The organism is Flavobacterium sp., from assembly GCF_044369455.1.
Lineage (GTDB): Bacteria > Bacteroidota > Bacteroidia > Flavobacteriales > Flavobacteriaceae > Flavobacterium.
Genome location: NZ_JBIPLW010000022.1, coordinates 1 through 18,368 on the forward strand (window position 1 = coordinate 1; position 18,368 = coordinate 18,368).

Annotated in this window: 21 protein-coding genes; 14 read left to right on the forward strand and 7 right to left on the reverse strand. The window is 32.6% G+C overall.

Annotated features, from left to right (window positions below; all coding sequences use genetic code 11):
* Positions 1–309 precede the first annotated feature (309 nt).
* Positions 310–975, reverse strand: coding sequence for a DUF4294 domain-containing protein (locus ACIQ2L_RS13160; protein ID WP_396159567.1), 666 nt, complete (start codon positions 973–975; stop codon positions 310–312).
* Between the two features lie 79 nt (positions 976–1,054).
* On the opposite strand from ACIQ2L_RS13160, the gene ACIQ2L_RS13165 reads away from it, so the two are divergent.
* The 5 genes from ACIQ2L_RS13165 (at position 1,055) to ACIQ2L_RS13185 (ending at position 5,125) form a co-directional block, all read left to right on the forward strand.
* Positions 1,055–2,143, forward strand: coding sequence for a M42 family metallopeptidase (locus tag ACIQ2L_RS13165; RefSeq protein WP_396159569.1), 1,089 nt, complete (start codon positions 1,055–1,057; stop codon positions 2,141–2,143).
* Positions 2,144–2,291: 148 nt separating this feature from the next.
* Positions 2,292–2,837, forward strand: a complete 546-nt coding sequence (locus tag ACIQ2L_RS13170) for an RNA polymerase sigma factor (protein ID WP_396159571.1) — start codon at positions 2,292–2,294, stop codon at positions 2,835–2,837.
* On the forward strand, positions 2,834–3,367 hold the full coding sequence (locus ACIQ2L_RS13175) for an anti-sigma factor (protein WP_396159573.1): 534 nt from the start codon (positions 2,834–2,836) through the stop codon (positions 3,365–3,367). Before ACIQ2L_RS13170 ends, ACIQ2L_RS13175 begins: the two co-directional genes overlap by 4 nt.
* Entirely contained in the window at positions 3,351–4,403 is a 1,053-nt protein-coding gene (locus ACIQ2L_RS13180) for a hypothetical protein (RefSeq protein ID WP_396159575.1), read from the forward strand. Before ACIQ2L_RS13175 ends, ACIQ2L_RS13180 begins: the two co-directional genes overlap by 17 nt.
* 2 nt (positions 4,404–4,405) lie before the next feature.
* The gene (locus ACIQ2L_RS13185; protein ID WP_396159577.1) at positions 4,406–5,125 is read left to right on the forward strand and encodes a head GIN domain-containing protein; all 720 of its coding nucleotides are present in this window, start codon (positions 4,406–4,408) and stop codon (positions 5,123–5,125) included.
* Between the two features lie 69 nt (positions 5,126–5,194).
* Here the strand turns inward: ACIQ2L_RS13185 and ACIQ2L_RS13190 are convergent, their stop codons facing one another.
* The 4 genes from ACIQ2L_RS13190 to ACIQ2L_RS13205 all read right to left on the reverse strand — a co-directional run bounded on the left by ACIQ2L_RS13190 (position 5,195) and on the right by ACIQ2L_RS13205 (position 8,550).
* Positions 5,195–5,668 (reverse strand): hypothetical protein, encoded by a 474-nt coding sequence (locus ACIQ2L_RS13190; protein ID WP_396159579.1) that lies wholly within the window; start codon positions 5,666–5,668, stop codon positions 5,195–5,197.
* A 301-nt stretch (positions 5,669–5,969) separates the two neighbouring features.
* Entirely contained in the window at positions 5,970–6,344 is a 375-nt protein-coding gene (locus ACIQ2L_RS13195; RefSeq protein ID WP_396159581.1) for an ankyrin repeat domain-containing protein, read from the reverse strand.
* A 181-nt stretch (positions 6,345–6,525) separates the two neighbouring features.
* Complete coding sequence (locus ACIQ2L_RS13200) at positions 6,526–7,473, reverse strand: phosphoribosylaminoimidazolesuccinocarboxamide synthase (RefSeq protein WP_396159583.1); 948 nt, start codon at positions 7,471–7,473, stop codon at positions 6,526–6,528.
* A gap of 123 nt (positions 7,474–7,596) precedes the next feature.
* On the reverse strand, positions 7,597–8,550 hold the full coding sequence (locus ACIQ2L_RS13205) for a PhoH family protein (RefSeq protein WP_396159586.1): 954 nt from the start codon (positions 8,548–8,550) through the stop codon (positions 7,597–7,599).
* 123 nt (positions 8,551–8,673) lie between these two features.
* Here ACIQ2L_RS13205 and ACIQ2L_RS13210 point away from each other — a divergent pair, with 123 nt between their 5' ends.
* From ACIQ2L_RS13210 to dnaN, 5 genes are all read left to right on the forward strand, one after another.
* A complete protein-coding gene (locus tag ACIQ2L_RS13210; RefSeq protein WP_396159588.1) occupies positions 8,674–9,498 on the forward strand; it encodes an S-adenosyl-l-methionine hydroxide adenosyltransferase family protein in 825 nt (274 codons plus the stop codon).
* A gap of 39 nt (positions 9,499–9,537) precedes the next feature.
* On the forward strand, positions 9,538–9,834 hold the full coding sequence (locus ACIQ2L_RS13215) for a putative quinol monooxygenase (protein WP_396159590.1): 297 nt from the start codon (positions 9,538–9,540) through the stop codon (positions 9,832–9,834).
* 67 nt (positions 9,835–9,901) lie between these two features.
* The gene (gene gldF, locus ACIQ2L_RS13220) at positions 9,902–10,627 is read left to right on the forward strand and encodes a gliding motility-associated ABC transporter permease subunit GldF (RefSeq protein ID WP_396159592.1); all 726 of its coding nucleotides are present in this window, start codon (positions 9,902–9,904) and stop codon (positions 10,625–10,627) included.
* Positions 10,627–12,315 carry a gliding motility-associated ABC transporter substrate-binding protein GldG gene (gene gldG / locus ACIQ2L_RS13225; protein WP_396159594.1) on the forward strand — a complete coding sequence of 563 codons (1,689 nt, stop codon included), beginning with the start codon at positions 10,627–10,629 and terminating at the stop codon, positions 12,313–12,315. Before gldF ends, gldG begins: the two co-directional genes overlap by 1 nt.
* A gap of 119 nt (positions 12,316–12,434) precedes the next feature.
* Positions 12,435–13,553, forward strand: a complete 1,119-nt coding sequence (gene dnaN, locus ACIQ2L_RS13230) for a DNA polymerase III subunit beta (protein WP_396159596.1) — start codon at positions 12,435–12,437, stop codon at positions 13,551–13,553.
* 56 nt (positions 13,554–13,609) lie between these two features.
* Here the strand turns inward: dnaN and ACIQ2L_RS13235 are convergent, their stop codons facing one another.
* Positions 13,610–14,443, reverse strand: coding sequence for a universal stress protein (locus tag ACIQ2L_RS13235; RefSeq protein WP_396159598.1), 834 nt, complete (start codon positions 14,441–14,443; stop codon positions 13,610–13,612).
* 187 nt (positions 14,444–14,630) lie between these two features.
* On the opposite strand from ACIQ2L_RS13235, the gene mnmE reads away from it, so the two are divergent.
* The 4 genes from mnmE (at position 14,631) to ACIQ2L_RS13255 (ending at position 18,144) form a co-directional block, all read left to right on the forward strand.
* The gene (gene mnmE, locus ACIQ2L_RS13240) at positions 14,631–16,034 is read left to right on the forward strand and encodes a tRNA uridine-5-carboxymethylaminomethyl(34) synthesis GTPase MnmE (protein ID WP_396159601.1); all 1,404 of its coding nucleotides are present in this window, start codon (positions 14,631–14,633) and stop codon (positions 16,032–16,034) included.
* Between the two features lie 184 nt (positions 16,035–16,218).
* Entirely contained in the window at positions 16,219–16,962 is a 744-nt protein-coding gene (locus tag ACIQ2L_RS13245; RefSeq protein WP_396159603.1) for a hypothetical protein, read from the forward strand.
* A gap of 181 nt (positions 16,963–17,143) precedes the next feature.
* Positions 17,144–17,431, forward strand: coding sequence for an RES family NAD+ phosphorylase (locus tag ACIQ2L_RS13250; RefSeq protein ID WP_396159609.1), 288 nt, complete (start codon positions 17,144–17,146; stop codon positions 17,429–17,431).
* A 236-nt stretch (positions 17,432–17,667) separates the two neighbouring features.
* Positions 17,668–18,144, forward strand: a complete 477-nt coding sequence (locus tag ACIQ2L_RS13255) for a YybH family protein (RefSeq protein ID WP_396159605.1) — start codon at positions 17,668–17,670, stop codon at positions 18,142–18,144.
* 19 nt (positions 18,145–18,163) lie between these two features.
* Here the strand turns inward: ACIQ2L_RS13255 and ACIQ2L_RS13260 are convergent.
* Positions 18,164–18,368 (reverse strand): hypothetical protein (locus tag ACIQ2L_RS13260; RefSeq protein WP_396159607.1); only part of this gene is annotated, 205 nt, incomplete at its 5' end.

Sequence of the window (18,368 nt, forward strand, 5' to 3'; positions counted from 1 at the left end):
CAGAACTTTTATCCTTAAGCGGGGTGCAAATATAAGTACTAAATCGACCTCAATCCAAATAAATTTAATGCTTTTTTTGAGGTTTTTTTAAGATGTTGATAACTCGGGCTTTACAATAACTTTACCTCCATGCTTACTGAAATCTTCTTCCTGATGTTAGCTAATAGTGTCCTCTAGCCTCGACCTGTCTGCCGGCAAGCAGGTAGGAGCTAGTTACCCTGCCTAGCCGGTAGGCAGGCATGTAGCGCGGATAGCGGGACTGCACGTCCTGAGGACAGCAATGGCCGTGCTACAATATGAAGCGGATAATTATTTTTTGAGTGTTTGTGCTTTCTTTTCCCAGAAATCATATAATTGATCGATATCGACTGGGTTCGCTGGAGTTTGAGGTGCTAATCTTCCCCTAACGAATGCTCTATCAAGAATGGTTTCTATTAAGAAGTCTTCGTTAACATCATAAGGTACAAATTTAGTTTTGAGATTGATATCAAACAATTTTGCGGTATTGTTTGACCAAAAAGCTTTCCACCCGCTTTTATAATCTTTAATAAGTTCGAAAGTGGTATAACCGGTTTGACGATGAATGAGTTTGACTAATATTTGTCCTTGTTTTCTAGAAAGTTTTTTTAACTGTCCTGTGAATTCATTCTCCATATAGTCTTCTACAATTTTAAAATATTTCTTTTTTTCTCGGTTGGTTTTCATCTTATCCATATTCTTATTCAGAACTGTCAAACGATCAGCGGCAATTTTTGCAATTGGATATACTTTATAGACTCTGTTTTGAAGTAGTTGGAATTCCTTTTTTTCCGCTGCGTTCCACTTATGTCTATAGACAACCACTTCTTCAAGGGGAACAATAGTATCGTTTTCGTCTTCAATAATTTCTTTTTTTAGAATAGAATCGTTAATAACTTGGGCTAAAGAAATGTATGGTAATGAGAGAAATAAAAAAAAATAAAGTAGCTTTTTCATCTAGTAAAATAATTAGTGTAAAAATATAGAATATCCCTAACAACTCTAATGCCAAATTTATATTTTAGCAAAAAAAAATATGGCAGCTAAATCTATACTTACTAAATCTTCTCTTTCTTTTTTAGAAACCTATTTAAATAATGCTTCACCAACAGGTTATGAATTTAATGGCCAAAAAATTTGGATCAATTATTTAAAACCTTATGTTGACACCTTTATTACCGACACTTATGGAAGTGCTGTAGGAGTTATTAATCCAGATGCTAAATATAAAGTAGTTATCGAAGGACATTCAGACGAAATTTCATGGTATGTAAATTATATCACTGCTGAGGGATTAATTTATGTTATTAGAAATGGTGGTTCCGATCATCAAATAGCACCTTCGAAAAGAGTGAACATTCATACCAAAAAAGGAATTATAAAGGGCGTTTTTGGCTGGCCTGCGATCCATACTCGAAATCGAGGTAAAGAAGAATCGGCCACGTTGCATAATATCTTTATTGATTGTGGTTGTTCAACCAAAGAGGAAGTTGAAAAATTAGGAGTTCATGTAGGTTGTGTAATAACATATCCAGATGAGTTTATGGTTTTAAATGGCAATAAATTTGTTTGCAGAGCTATTGATAACAGAATGGGAGGTTTTATGATTGCTGAAGTAGCGCGTTTGTTGAAAGAAAACAAAAAGAAACTTCCTTTTGGATTGTACATTATCAACTCTGTTCAAGAAGAAATTGGACTTCGCGGAGCCGAAATGATCACGCAAACAATTAAACCAAATGTTGCTATCGTAACTGACGTTTGTCATGACACCACTACTCCAATGATAGAAAAGAAAATTGAAGGTGATTTGCAAATGGGAAAAGGGCCAGTTATTGCCTATGCTCCTGCTGTTCACAATACTTTAAGAGATTTAATAGTGGACACTGCCGAAAAAAATAAAATTCCTTTTCAACGTCATGCCACTTCGAGAGTAACTGGAACTGATACTGATGCTTTTGCTTACAGTAATGGTGGCGTGCCTTCCTCACTAATTTCACTCCCATTGCGGTATATGCATACTACAGTTGAAATGGTTCATAGAGAGGATGTAGAAAATGTGATTAAATTGATTTATGAAAGTTTGCTGAGAATTGAAGCTGATCATAATTTTTCTTATTTTGAATAAAACGTCACAACCTTTTTTGTTTTCAATTAGTATTTAAAGAAATCCAGAAATTTAAACTGGATTTTTTTATTTAAAAAAAAACTATTTTAAAAACTGTAACATTTTAAAAGTGCAGCTGTCTTTGTTAAAAAATTATTAACCAAGTAAATTGAAAAACCAAGAATTAGACATCAGTTTCCTTTTAAATCAGTGTAGGGAAAACAATGAAAAAGCGCAATTAACAATTTATAATAAGTATTATAAATCAATGTTTAATGTAGCTTTCAGGATTGTTAATGACCATGCACTGGCAGAAGATATAATGCAGGAAAGTTTTTTGAAAGCGTTTACAAAATTAGATTCGTATAGTGGAAAAGTAACTTTTGGTGCTTGGTTAAAAAAAATTGTAGTAAACAAAAGTATAGATGAATTTAAAAAATCGAAAAAGTATCAAATTGAAACACTGACTGAAAACACAACTGTGATTGATTTGGATACTGAAGATTTGGCTTCGTACAGTGAACTGAAGGTCGAAACAGTCATAAAAAAAATTCAAAGTTTGAAACCAAATTACAAAATCATTTTGACCTTATTTTTTATTGAAGGTTATGATTTAGAAGAAATTACACAAATATTAAATATAAGCTACGAAAATTGTAGAACGATAATGAGCAGAGCAAAAGAAAGTTTGAGAACAAAATTAAATACACCATGAAAACTAATAATAAATTGAAAGAATTATTTGAAAATCAAGAAGATTGGGATTTTGAAATTCCTAATGAAGGTCATGAAAAAAGATTTATTGATAAATTAAGAAAACAAAAATCTAAAAAGAAGAGAAATAAATGGCTTCCATTGTCCATAGCAGCTTCACTACTATTAGGATTTGGATTTTTTTATATGAATTATGCACCAAAAGAAATCCAAGAAGTTACTTTTTCTCCTCAAGTCCAGGAAACACATGATTATTTTTCTTCCATAATTCGTTCTGAATTAGACCAACTTAAGAAGAAACAAAGCAAACAGAATGAAGAGATAATAAACGATGCGCTAATTCAAATGGAAGTACTTGAAAAAGATTATCAAAAATTGAAGGAAGAAATAGGAAAAAATGGCGAAAATAAACAAATATTGTATGCTATGATAACCAATATGCAAACTCGAATTTCCTTTATTAAATCGGTTTTAGAACAGGTTGATGACATTAATAAAATAAATAATATTGAAGATGAAAAACATATATAAATTACTTTATTTCTTTACATTTCTTCCAATTTTTGGATATGCATCAGAAGAAAAACACGCCTACAATAAAGAAAAAAACATCTCAAAAACCTATTTGGTTAACGATGATGCACAAGTAAAAATTACCAATTCCTATGGGAATATAAATGTGTATTTATGGGATGAAAACAAAATTTCGATTCAAGTTAATATTAAAGTTTCTGGAAACAACGAAAAAAAAATTAACGAACGAATCAATACAATTGATGTTGATTTTGCTGCAACAATAAGCAAAGTTTCAGCCGAAACCATTTTTACAACTATAGAATGGAAAGGCAATAACATCAGTTATGAAATAAATTATGTGGTAAAAATTCCACGAAATGGAAGCATTGATTTGGACAATAAATATGGCAACATTTCTGTAGACAAACTTAATGGAAGTTCGGCAATTGAATGTAAGTATGGAAGTGTCATTTTAGGGCAATTTAACAATAAAACTAACAATATAATTATTGCCTATGCACCAAATTCAAGCATAAACTCTATTGATAAAATTAATATACAAAGTCAGTATTCTGAGGTTGATTTTCAGAAAGTAAATCAAATTAACATTGAAGGAAATTACAATACATTTAGTTTTCAAAATGTTGGAAGTTTGAATTTATCTTCAAATTACACCAAAATCAATTCAAAATCAATTCAAAAAATTGCCATTGATGGAAATTATCTAACCCTAAAATTAGGTGAAATCGGAAACTCATTAATTGCAAATTCAAATTATAGCGATATTCAATTTTCTGCTTCAAATAAAACCGATGCCATTACAATCAATGGGAATTATTCCAATTCTAAAATAACATGCACATCAGACTATGCATTTGACATCAATGTAAGTCTAAAATATGGCTCATTTACTGATAATATAGGATTAAAATATACCTTAAAATCAGAAAAAAACACTTTAAAATCTTACACAGCATATCATATTAGTCAAGGAAAATCTAAAATAAGTATCACAACAAATTACGGAAACGTTCAACTTTTAACAAAATAACAATGAGAAAACTAACAGTATTACTAGCATTAATTAGCATTTCAATTGCAAGTGCTCAAAATTGGGATATAGAAAAAGTAAAAGAAAATGGAGTTCAAACTACAATCACTAGAACTACCGAATCCTATGATAAAATTTCAACAGGAGGTTCATTCAATGTTGAATTAGTCTCTGGAAATGAAGGAACAATAACCATAAAAGGCGATGAAAATATAATAAGTCACATCGTTACTGAAGTAATTGGAAGCGAATTAAAGGTTTATTTTGAAAAAAACAGAAGCTATAATTACAAACAAGACATCACTATTACAATTCCATTTGAAGATATTAGCGAAATATCGTTTGCAGGTTCTGGAAATATGATTACAAAAAATGCTATAAACGCAACAGATTTTGAAGCAAAAATGGCAGGTTCTGGTGATTGCGCTCTAGAAATTAATGCAAAAAATATTGTAGCAAAAATAACAGGGTCAGGTAACTTAAAACTTTCAGGAACAGCAGAAAATGTAGAAGCTAAAACAGCAGGTTCAGGTGATTTGAATTGCACAAAATTAGTATCTCAAAATGCTGACGTTGCTGTTGCTGGTTCGGGAAGTCTTGAAGTGAATTGCACCAATAATCTTATTGCTAAAGTAGCCGGAAGCGGAAATATTCAATACAAAGGAAATCCTAAAATTATCGATTCAAACGTTGCTGGTTCTGGTGATATTTCAGGAAATTAAGAGGTTAGTTATAAATGAAAAAAGTCCCAAAACTTAATTGTTTTGGGACTTTTTTTTTATTCTAGTTCTTTATGATTTCAAGGCATCTTTACTTCTAAATTCGTAAGTATTTATAGCTTGTTTACTATTGATTACTTCAAAATCTAAAGGATAAACTTCATTTGAAATTGTACTCTCAATAATTTGATTTTGCTCTTCAATTTTATCTTCTGTAGTGGTTTCAATATAAAGTGGTGTAGAAATATCCTCATTACTTTCAGTTATTAATTTATTCTCAGCAATTATATCTTCAATAGATTTTTTGTATGTTGTATTAACAACTGTACTTGGGTCAAAAATAACGGTCTCAGACCTATTGATTTCTATAATTCTATTTGAATAACTTTTGTTTAAAAATGCTGATTGACTTTCTTGTTGATTGTTTGCAACAGTAATAGTTGTCAATTCTTGTACATTTAAATCTTGCGATTTAAATGTGTTCGTAGCATTTGAAGTTGTTAATGTTAAAGCAACTAGTCCAAAAAAGATGATTGATGTTTTCATGATGATTATTTTTTTTATTATTAATTTTTTGTTTTGTTATTATTCTGATGTAAAAATATTATTGTGATAACTCTTTTGAAATTTAATAGTTCTGAAATGTTGTTTTTTATAGATGAATCGTTTTTATTGATTATATTATTATAACTATTAATATTCTATGCAAATATATGGTTAAAAACCAGTATCTTGTTTTGCATAGTACTTAAATTTAACAAATTTTTAACAATTTAGCTGATTTTGATAATGATGAGAAATAAAAAAGCACCGTTTATGATTATAAACGGTGCTTTTGTTTTTGTTGTTATGCTTGTTTCAAAACCTCTATTGCATCCAGAGATTTTGAATTTTCTGCATATCTTAAAGCAGTATTACCATTTTGGTCTTTAACTTTTTTGTCAGCTCCTTTCCCTAGTAGATATTTAATAATATCAACTTTGTTATAACGCGCTGCAGACATTAATGGAGTTAATCCATTTGACTTTTCGTTGACGTCAGCTCCATACTCTATAAATTTCTTTACAGCTTCTAAATCTCCTTTTTGTATTGCTTTACAAAGTGGTGAATTGTCATAATCTAAAACCTCTGTTGAAGTTCTAATTGTTGAAATTGTTTTTGCTTCTGTAACATTTGTAAAAGCTACTAGTGCTAATCCTAAGATAATGATTGTTTTTTTCATGATGATATAATTTAAAAATTAATTGATTAATTCGTTAGACTATTGGTATTGAAATTCGTTACAGAAAATAGTTATCATAACAAATATTTAACAACTTAATTACATTGTCGTATTTAAGCCAATACAAAGAAAAAAAAACCACGCTAATGCATGGTTAATTAATTTTTAATAGATTATTATTTTATTGATTCAGAAAATCACAAACACTTTTTTCTATCCTTTCAGTAATATTAGTAATGTCAGCTTTTACAAATTTTTCTCCTAAAATGTTTTCATACAATTCGATGTATCTTTCTGAAACAGATTCTATATATTCATCGGTCATATTTGGAATTTGTTGTCCTTCTTTTCCTTGAAAACCGTTTTCAATTAACCAACGCCTAACAAATTCTTTTGACAATTGTTTTTGTTCTTCTCCCTTGTCCTGTCTATCTTGATAACCTTCTGCATAGAAATAACGCGAAGAATCTGGTGTATGGATTTCATCAATAAGTACTATAACTCCATCTTTTGTTTTGCCAAATTCATATTTGGTGTCAACCAAAATTAAGCCTCGGCTGGCCGCTATTTCTGTTCCTCTTTGATATAAAGCACGGGTATATTTTTCTAATACCAAATAATCTTCTTCTGAGACAATTCCTTTTGCTAAAATAGCTTCACGAGAAATATCTTCGTCATGAGAACCATTTTCAGCTTTGGTTGTTGGGGTTATTATTGGCGTTCCAAATTTATCATTCTCTTTCAAACCTTCTTCCATCGCTACACCGCAAATAATCCTTTTTCCCAAAGCATATTCACGAGCAGCATGACCAGAAAGATAACCTCGAATAACCATTTCAACTTTGAAAGGTTCACATAAATGACCGATTGCTACATTCGGATCCGGTGTTACAATAAGCCAATTCGGAACAATATCTTGGGTCATGTGCATGAACTTGGTTGCTATTTGATTTAATATTTGACCTTTATACGGAATTCCTTTTGGCATTACTACATCAAATGCAGACAGTCTATCAGTAGCAATCATAACCAATAATTTATCCTCAATATTGTAAACTTCACGGACTTTGCCGCGATAAATTGATTTTTGATTTGGAAAATTAAAATTAGTAGTTGTAATTGTGTTCATTGTTCGTGTTGTTATTGTGTGCAAAAATAGAAATTTGAGATTACATTCTAGATATCTGTCTTAATTAAAAAAAACCCTGACAATAAAAATTTTGACAGGGTTTGTTATTAAAATGAAAACTTTTTAATAATCGTTGTTCTCTATACTCTTGTATGCATCGATCACTTTTTTTACCAATCTATGACGTACAATATCTTTATCATCTAGATAAATAATTCCAATTCCTTCAACGTCTTTTAAAACTAGTATTGCTTCTTTCAATCCAGAAATTGTTCTGCGTGGTAAATCAACTTGACCCGGATCACCTGTAATGATAAACTTAGCATTTTTCCCCATACGTGTCAGAAACATTTTCATTTGTGAATGAGTAGTATTTTGAGCTTCATCCAAAATCACAAATGCATTATCTAATGTTCTTCCTCGCATGAAAGCTAATGGGGCAATTTGTATGATGCCTTTTAATAAATAATCTTCTAAAGTTTGTGGTGGCAACATATCGCGCAATGCATCATATAATGGTTGCATGTATGGATCGAGTTTTTCTTTCATATCACCGGGCAAGAAACCAAGATTCTCGCCAGCTTCTACTGCAGGACGTGTTAAGACTATTCTTTTTACTTGTTTTTCTTTTAGCGCTTTAACTGCTAGAGCAACGCCTGTATACGTTTTTCCAGTACCAGCTGGACCAACAGCAAACATCATATCATTTTTTTGAATGATATCAACCATTTTCTGTTGATTAGGTGTCATGGCTTTGATAAGCTTTCCTCCTATTCCATGTACCAAAATTTTATCACTATCTGGCATACGTTGTTCTTCATGAGAATTACTATGTATGACTCGATCAATCACATTGTCATCAATATTGTTATACCGCGTAAAATGCAGCATTAGGCGATTAAAGCGATTTTCGAACTCATCGAGTTCGTCTTTTTCACCAAAAGCCTTTAGAGTTGTGCCACGAGCGACAATTTTGAGTTTAGGATAATACCTTTTAATAGTTTCAAGATGCGTGTCTTGAGCGCCCCAAAATTCTTTGGGTGCAATGTCGTGTAATTCAATGATACGTTCGTTCAAAAGCGGTGGTATTAAATTAAAATAATTCGTTATATATTGTTAGCTTTGTATTCAAATTTAGTCAAATAAAAGAATAGCTTTTACTATTTTTGAAACCGATTTTAATCAAGTTATAAACAATTCATGTCAATAATTACCTTAACAACCGATTACGGATTAAAAGACCACTTTGTGGGTGCTTTAAAAGGTAAATTGTTATCTGAGTTTCGAGAAGCTACGATTATTGATATTTCTCATAATATTGACGCATTTAATGCTGCAGAAGCTGCTTATATAATAGGTGCAGCATACAGCAGTTTTCCCAAAGGAACTGTCCATTTGATTGGTGTTGACATCGAATTAAATACAGAAAATCAACATATTGCTATGCAATGGAACGACCAGTATTTCGTTTGTGCCGATAATGGAATTCTGAGTATCTTGATACAAAAGATTGTTCCACAGAAATTGGTTGCCATTAATATTCACGATCGCTTACCTATCGATGCTAATGATATAGACGTCTTTGTAAAAGTAGCGTGTCATTTGGCAAAAGGTGGCTTACTTAATGTTATCGGTAAAGAAATTAAAACCATTAAAGAAGTAACCGAATTGCAAGCTGTTATTGGAGATAATCAAATCAAAGGGTATGTTATATATATTGATCATTACGGTAATGTAGTTACTAATATTTCTAAAAAAATATTTTTGGAAATAAGTAAAGGCAGGCCTTATGAAGTTAATTTCAAAAGGCAAACCATAAAAACGATTTTTCCAAAGTACTCCGATATTGTGGTTTCTGAAAAATATTCTATAAAAGATTATGAAGGCCAGAAACTAGCTATATTCAACGAATCGGGTTTTCTAGAAATTGCAATTTTTAGAAGTAATCCAGACACCGTGGGCTCAGCTACTAGTTTATTAGGATTGAGTTATCGCGATGTGGTTACGATCGAGTTTAGGAATTAGAGAAAAGAAAATAGAATATAGAGAAAAGACGAAACGATTATGTTCATTAGAATAGTAAAAATGAGTTTTCACGAAGAACATATTCCTACGTTTTTGGAGAATTTCGAGGTGATGAAAGAAAAAATTCGAGGTGCAGAAGGCAATTGCTTCTTAGAATTATATCAGGACAAATACAATCCGTGTGTGTTTTTTACATATAGCTTTTGGGAAACCGAAGACGATTTGGAAAACTATCGTAGATCTGAATTGTTTTACGATGTTTGGACATTTACAAAAAAGCTATTCAATGAAAAACCTGAAGCTTGGAGTGTGGACAAAGTGGTCAGTTTACAGTAATTAGTATTCAGTAAAAATCAACAATTTTAAACCTTTAAACTGTTAAACCTTTTAAACATAAAAATTAATGAAATCAATTGCGTTACGCGAAATAAAATCCTTCTTTGGTTCGCCAATTGGCTACCTAGTTATTGGATTGTTTCTGTTGCTCAACGGCTTATTCCTTTGGGTTTTTGATGGTGAATACAATATTCTTCAAAGTGGTTTTGCCGATTTAAGTCCGTTTTTTACCTTAGCACCTTGGATATTCATTTTCCTAATTCCAGCTGTGACCATGCGCAGTTTTTCAGATGAAAAAAAGCAAGGAACCATTGAACTATTGTTGACAAAACCGTTGTCGCTTTGGCAAATTGTAAACGGGAAGTTCTTAGGTTCTTTTTTACTAATCGTAATTGCATTAATCCCAACATTGGTATACGTTTATCTGATTTCGAGTTTGGGATTAGAAGAAGGAAACATTGATATGGGAAGAACCATGGGATCCTATTTTGGCTTACTTTTTTTAGTAGCTGCGTATACTTCAATAGGAATTTTTACCTCAACACTTTCTGAAAATCAGATTGTGGCATTTTTACTGTCAGTGTTTTTGTGTTTTCTCTTTTACTTCGGGTTCGAAGGTATTTCAACCTATGCCAAAGGTTTTGAGGATGCCGTTTCTCGTATTGGAATGGAATATCATTTTAAAAGTATGTCTAGAGGTGTTTTAGACACTAGAGATATTTTATATTTTATAAGTGTTGCCTTTTTGTTTTTGTCGTTCACTGTTTTTAAACTTAAATCCTTAAAATCGTAATGAGCGCTACCCAAAATAACTTCAAAAAAATCCTTGTCACAATTGGATTTATAGCACTATTAAACGTAGCTGGTCATTTTGTTTTTAAGCGTTTTGACCTTACTGCCGATAAACGGTATACCCTTTCGCAAACCTCATTAAATATCGTTGCTGATGTTAAAGAACCGCTATACATTGATGTGTTTCTGGAAGGCGATTTCCCGGGAGAATTCAAAAAATTACAAACGGAAACACAACAATTATTAGAAGAATTTAAATCGAATAATTCTAATATTATTTTCCAATTTATAAATCCGTTAGAAAAAGAAGAAGAGAAAGACAGCATAATGCAATCTTTTATTCAACGTGGATTAAGACCGGTAAATGTTACTGTAAACGACAAAGGACAACAAACACAGGAAGTCGTTTTTCCATGGGCAATTGCCACTTGCGGCAATCGTTCAGTAAAAGTGCCTTTGCTTAAAAACATGATGGGTGCCTCAACGGCTGAAAAAGTGGTGAGTTCGGTACAGCATTTAGAATATGCTTTCGCTAATGCCATCAATACCGTTTCGAAAGCCAAACAAAAAAAAGTGGTGATAATTAATGGTAATGGCGAGCTTGAAGACCGATATATTGCAGATTTTATCAAATCAGTTAGAGACAATTATTTTATCGCACCGTTTACTTTAGATTCTGTTGCTAAAACTCCGGTTCAGACTTTAGAGCATTTAAAAAAATATGATTTAGCCATTATTGCCAAACCTACGGAAGCCTTCTCGGACGAAGAAAAGCAAGTCTTAGACCAATATGTTGTCAATGGTGGAAAAACCATCTGGTTGGTTGATCAGGTAAATATGGAAATAGACAGTTTGTATAATGAAACTGGAACAAATTTGGCATTTCCAAGAGATTTGAATCTGAATGATATGTTCTTTAAATACGGAATAAGACTGCATCCCGATTTGATAAAAGATTTATTGGCTACACCAATTGTATTGGAAACAGGCGAACCAGGAAGTGCCACTCAAAAAGTTAAACTGCCTTGGTATCTTTCTCCGATGATTTATCCATCGCAAGATGCCCACAATCCAATTGTAACTAATTTGGACGGAATCAAATTTCAATTTGCCAGCCCGATTGAGCCGTTGAAAAACGATATTAAAAAAACTATTTTACTGCAATCATCTCAATATTCAAAACTGATTGGAACTCCGACAGAAGTAAGTTTGAGAATGGCTTCTGAAGAGTTAGGTCCAAAAGATTTTGCTGGCTCTGGAAATTATCCCGTAGCTGTTCTTCTCGAAGGAACGTTTCATTCTGTTTACGAAAACAGAGTTTTACCATTTAAAGATGCTAGTTTCAAGAACACTGGAAAAGTCAGCAAAATGATTGTAATTTCCGATGGTGATGTACTTAAAAATCAACTGGACAAAAATGGCAGCGAGGTTGAATTGGGATTGGATCAACGAACTGGAATTCTATACGCCAACAAAGATTTCATAATGAATTGTGTCAATTATTTACTAGACGACAATGGACTTATTAACATTAGAAGCAAAGAAGTAGATTTACCCCTATTAGACAAAGAAAAAGTCTATGCTAATTACACGCAATCTCAAGTCATAACTGTTGCTGTACCAATTATTATACTATTGGTATTTGGCCTCGTGTTCACTATTTTACGCAAGCGGAAATACAGCAAATAAGTGTTAATAAAAAACTTTTTGAAATCCCTTAGTTTAAGATATATTTGTAAAAATTAAAATAAACGTAATGAAATGCCTTGGCATTGTATTTTCCATTAAAAATAAATAAAAAATTACCGATGAAATTCATTGTATCGAGTTCATACTTATTAAAACAACTACAAGTTTTAGGTAGTGTTATCAACAGCAGTAATACGTTGCCTATTTTAGATAACTTTCTATTTGAGTTAGATCATAAAAATTTAACGGTTTCGGCTTCCGATTTAGAAACTACGATGTCGGCAACTTTAGAAATTGATTCTACTAGTAAAGGAAGCGTTGCTGTTCCAGCAAAATTATTATTAGACATTCTAAAAACATTTCCTGAGCAACCCTTAACCTTTACCGTTGAAGAAAATAGCACTATTGAAATCAGCTCTAATTCTGGTAAATATGCTATTGCTTATGCTCCGGGAGAAGAATTTCCAAAATCGGTTAATTTAGATAATCCATCATCAACAGTGGTTCCTTCAGAGGTTTTAGCCACAGCTATTAGTAAAACTATTTTTGCAGCCGGAAATGATGATTTAAGACCAGTAATGAGTGGTGTGTTTTTTCAATTTTCACCAGAAGGATTGATATTTGTGGCTACTGATGCTCATAAATTAGTGAAATATGCTCGTGCTGATGTAAAAGCGTCACAAGTAGCCGATTTCATTATGCCGAAGAAACCATTGAATATTTTGAAAAGCATTTTAGGAAGTTCTGATGAAGCGGTAACTATTGAATATAATGACTCGAATGCAACCTTCTCTTTTGACACTTATATTTTAACCTGCCGATTAATTGACGGAAAATATCCAAATTATGAAGCGGTTATCCCTAAAGAAAACCCGAATAAGTTAATAATTAACAGAGTTTTATTATTGAATTCTGTGCGTCGTGTTGCTATTTTCTCAAATAAAACTACGCACCAAATTCGTTTAAAAATTGCAGGTGCCGAGTTGAATATTTCTGCCGAAGATATTGATTACTCTAATAAAGCAGAAGAACGTTTGACTTGTGATTATCAAGGTGATGATATGCAGATTGGCTTCAACTCACGTTTCTTGTCGGAAATGTTGACCAATTTAACTTCGGACGAAATTATGTTGGAAATGTCAATGCCAAACCGTGCCGGAATCTTAACGCCAATTGATGGCTTAGACGAAGGCGAAACCGTTACCATGCTTGTCATGCCCGTAATGTTGAATAACTAAATGTAAACTAACCTATATCCTGAGAAACCGTAACTTTGAAAAAAGTTGCGGTTTTTTTATTCATGAAATGCCAATATAGGCGTTCTCAAATGATAAGACAATTCTTGAGTAGTCGTATTCGAAAATAATTTCATAAAGAAGTTTCTCTTATAGGTTAGCATTGAAAGAATATCAACATCTTGTGTTGTAATAAAATCTTCTATGGTTTCTTTCACATCATCACTTGGAATAACAAAGATTTTTAAATTCTCTTCCTCTTCAAAATGTGATTTCCATCTTTTTATGGTTTCTTCTGAAACATCTGAATCCGAAGTTTTTACATACAAACATTTTACTTTGGCGTGAATTTTTTTGGCAAATAGCAATACTTTAATCAAAGCTTCAATATCTTTTTTTCTGAAACGAGTAGTAAAGGCAATGGTCTCAACTTTTTCATAGGTTGCATCTATAGGAACACTTAAAACGGGGACTGTAACATTAGAAATAACGGAACCCGTATTAGTTCCTATAATAGAATCGAGCCAACCGGTAGCTCCTTTTGTACCCATAACTACAAAATCAATATTTTCCTGTTCAATAACTTTTTTAATACTTACTAATAAGTCTCCATCCATCAAAATGTGGCTCATTTCTATGGAATCTAAATTTCTTTCCTCAGCAATTTTGTGAAGCTTAGGCATAATCTGTTTAAAATGTTCAAAATTTGACAATTCAATAGTTTCATAAATAACTGAATAGTTGATAGGCATTGACTGACTATCAATAATTGGAAAATCAAAAGTGTGCAACAAAACCAATTTTGCTTTAAATAGTTTTGCCATTTCTAAGGCATAAATAAAAGCATTGTCTGAAGTTTCTGAAAAGTCAATTGGTAAAAGAAATTTTTTCATCGTTACAAAATTTAGTGTTCAATCAAATTTAAGGATATACTGCTAGATTTCTTATGATAATTGTTAGAATAAAAAATATTTAACAAAAATTTCAAACCTGAAGTTAAAAAAATATTACTTGTTTAGTTTTCTTAACTTTGCCCATCGAGATTTTTTCCTCGATGAGAACGAAGTTAAAACTTTAGAAATGATTTCACAAGAAACTATAGTGGCGTTGGCTTCACCATCAGGTGCTGGAGCTATTGCCATTATTCGACTTTCGGGCAATGAATCTTTGACCATAGCTGAGCAGGTATTTCAATCCGTTTCAGGCAAAGCAGTTTCAAAACAAAAAACACATACGATTCATCTTGGACATATTGTTGATGACGGAAAAGTATATGATCAAGTTTTACTTTCTATTTTTAAAAATCCACATTCTTATACTGGCGAAGATGTTGTGGAGATATCCTGTCACGGTTCGACCTATATTCAACAACAAATAATTCAATTATTATTGCGAAAAGGTTGTCGAATGGCGCAAGCTGGTGAATTTACGTTGCGTGCTTTTTTAAACGGAAAGCTCGATTTGTCACAAGCAGAAGCTGTCGCTGATTTAATTTCATCTGATAACGAAGCAAGCCATCACATTGCGATGCAGCAAATGCGTGGCGGTTTTAGTAATGAAATTGCCAAATTGAGAGCAGAACTTTTAAATTTTGCTTCGCTTATCGAATTAGAATTAGACTTTGCCGAAGAAGATGTTGAATTTGCCGATCGAACTCAGTTTAAAGAATTATTGACACGAATTGAATTTGTATTAAAACGACTTATCGATTCTTTTGCGGTAGGCAATGTAATTAAAAACGGAATTCCTGTTGCCATTGTTGGCGAACCCAATGTTGGAAAATCGACACTTTTGAATGCTTTATTGAATGAAGAAAGAGCCATTGTTTCTGAAATAGCAGGAACCACTCGTGATACGATTGAAGACGAATTGGTTATTGGCGGTATCGGATTTCGATTTATTGACACGGCTGGAATTCGGGAAACGAAAGACGTGGTGGAAAGCTTTGGTATCAAAAAAACGTTTGAAAAAATTGAGCAAGCGCAGGTGGTTATCAGCCTCCCCAACCCCTCCAAAGGAGGGGCTTTTCAACTAAACGAAATAGTTACGGAATATGAAAAACTTAAAAATAAATATCCTTTAAAGCCTATTTTATTTGTAATTAACAAGGTCGATTTGTTAACTGAACAGCAAGTAGATGCCATAGTTTCACAACTTGAAACTTTAAACGTGAAACCAATTCTAATAAGTGCCAAAGAAAAAACCGGCATTGACGAACTAAAAAACACCCTACTATCGTTTGTAAATACTGGAGCATTGCGGAATAATGAAACCATAGTGACCAATACGCGTCATTATGATTCGCTTTTAAAAGCATTGGATGAAATTCAGAAGGTAAAATTTGGTTTGCAATCTAATCTCTCTTCAGATTTAATGGCCATTGATATTAAACAAGCGTTGTATTACTTTGGAGAAATAACAGGTGAGGTAACTAATGATGAATTATTGGGTAATATTTTTGCTAATTTTTGTATCGGAAAGTAATACTTATTTTACTTCTATTTCCTTTTTACCTTTTCCTTCTATTGACACAATTTAATGGTTGCTACAAAATAAACACCTCTTTTATTCGTTATGTAGTTACTATAAGGTTACTATAACTATACTATAACGTAGCTATACATTAGCTTTCAAATATAATTATTGTTTCATTACAACAACCCCTATTATGGCTAAGCAAATTGGAATTATAAAACTAGACGGTACGATTGAAGGATTGAATTTTTATTTTTTAAACGGAAAACCCATTGCTCGGAAAAGTGGTGGGGGTTTTAATGGCAATGCTATTAAAACAAAGGATTCTATGGTGAGGGTTAGAGAAAACAGTCGTGAGTTTGGCAGTAGCATGGTTGCTGTTAAAGCTTTTAAAGCTAGCATTATTCCTTTTTTAACCCAATTTAAAGATGGCCAATTGCATCAAAGATTGGCTAGTTTGTTTAGTGCAATTAAGCGTTGTGATGCTGTTTCTGAACGTGGAAAGCGGCATGTAGGTAACGGATTGGCTACTGCTGCTGGCGTTGCCTTGTTGCAAAATTATGTGTTGACCGGAGGAAAAAATTTAGCCGGTGTTTTGGCACACTCGTATCGTTTTGATTTTGCGACTGGTTTGCATTTGGATGAATTTGATGGAAAGCAGATAAAATTTGCAAAGGGAAGCACGCATTTGAAGGTAGTTGCTGGGTTTTTGAAGATTGATTTTGACAGTCTTACTTACCAGCTTGTGCTTAGTGATGTTGTTTATTTGGATAAAGCTAGTGTTGGTCCTATTACACTTAGGCCATTAGAACCAAATGTTGCTGCTGGCAAAGCTATTGGTCTTGTTTTTACACAATTTGTGCAAGAAACCAATGGTGTTTTTTATCCTTTTAAACAGGTTACGGATGTGGTTTTAGAAGTTGTTTTTGTGGAATAGTTTTTTGTATAAACGCTGCATTGAGAGTTACGAAAGGAAAAGTTGACTTCTACTCCCTGTGTATCTTTCTTATGGTTTCTAAACTGTTAATAGCATTTATACCATTAAAGCATTACTTTCTTTTTATGTACTATTTTTTGTATTTACATGCCACGCGAAAGATTCGCGCGGCAGCGGGGGGATTACTCCTGATCTTGATATTTTAACGTTAGAGATTCCAGATGACTCAATATTAGAATTGAAAATTTCAGATTTGCCCAGTAATTGGTCAAATTATCCAGCGCCAACAATTTTGTCACAAATTGGGCAAGAATGGGTAAATGAAGGAAAAGAAATTTCACTTAAAATTCCAAGTTGTATAATTCATACTTCACACAACTATATTTTAAATTGCCAACATAAAGACTTCAATAGAGTAAAAGTAATAGATCATAGTAAATTTTATTTTGACCCGAGATTAATTAAATAAAACTGTTGCTAACAGGTTACACGCTATTGCGAATTTTGTGGTAACTTCACGCTCACGTTTCGCAAGAATTATTATCTTTGTTGGAAAATAAACGTTTACGAAGTTCGCAACAGTCGTGTAGCCGCGGGAACGTTGGTGGCAATTGGGTGCACGTTGACAAAGATGAGCAAGCCGACAATTTAGGGTTGACTGAATTTAGATAAAAAGATTTTTGATTATGTTAACAAAGAATTACTATGTATAAACTACTAATAATTAGTCTATTTTTATTGACACTAATAAGTTGTTCAAAAAAACAAGAAGAAAGCGACTCTACAAAAGACACAAAGGCAATAATTCAAAAGAATCTATTGGATTTTGCTTCGTACGCTAATGCAAAAGATGCCGACTCTATAATTACGATGTTTGACAACTCTGAAGATATAATGCTAGTAGGTTCGGACTCTTCGGAGGTAAAGCATGGTCGTAAGGAAATAAGTGATTTAATTAAAGGGGCGATAAATAAGCCATATACGATCAATTGGGACTTTACAAACGCTGAAATATTTGCAACTAGCCAAGTTGCATGGGCCTTTAATAATAATTACCTAACGTTATTAAATGCTGACGGTAGTCAGATTCGTGTACCATATCGGTTGACTTCTGTATGGGTAAAAAAAGGAAAGAATTGGAAATTGAAATTTTTCAACGGATCCGTTCCTGGAAAAGGTTGATGACGGGTAAAACATTAATTTAAAAATTAACTTGGTGGACCCCCGATAGCGGATTTACACCCGAGCAAAGTGCAAGTTTCCCCCCGCTAGCGCGAGCATCTTGCTCGTGCCCGTAAAGAAATTTTAATAATAAGAACTCTCTAATTTCCTTTTTTTCTATTTTTACAGATATTAGATAAGTCCAAAATGAGTAGAAAATACAAATTTGCTGAAAGAGAAGGCGC